The following is a 247-nucleotide window of genomic DNA, read 5'->3' on the forward strand; positions in this document are numbered from 1 at the left end:
GATCAAGTGCAGTATAAATTTTCACACCGTCTTTCATCAGCGTGCTGACTCTTGCGGACAGCTCGTTCTCGATCTTTTCTTTTTGTTTTCCTGATGCTTTTTGAAGGCGTTTATCAAAGCCTTCTGATTCAGACACCAGCTGAGTGAATTCATCATTGACGTAGGAAACGTAGTCAGGATATTTGTCTTCTCTTTTTTCAACATCCAGTTTGATTTTTTGTTTTACGGCTTTTTTCAGCTCTTTGTC

General features: G+C 39.3%; 1 protein-coding gene. It reads right to left on the minus strand.

Going from position 1 to position 247, the window contains the following annotated elements:
• On the minus strand, positions 1 to 247 hold a 247-nt coding region (locus PU683_RS20795; protein ID WP_277174510.1), incomplete at both ends, for a hypothetical protein.

The sequence above is a fragment of the Candidatus Kosakonia sp. 282A-S69 genome, assembly GCF_029433855.1.
Taxonomy (GTDB): Bacteria; Pseudomonadota; Gammaproteobacteria; order Enterobacterales; family Enterobacteriaceae; genus Kosakonia; species Kosakonia cowanii_A.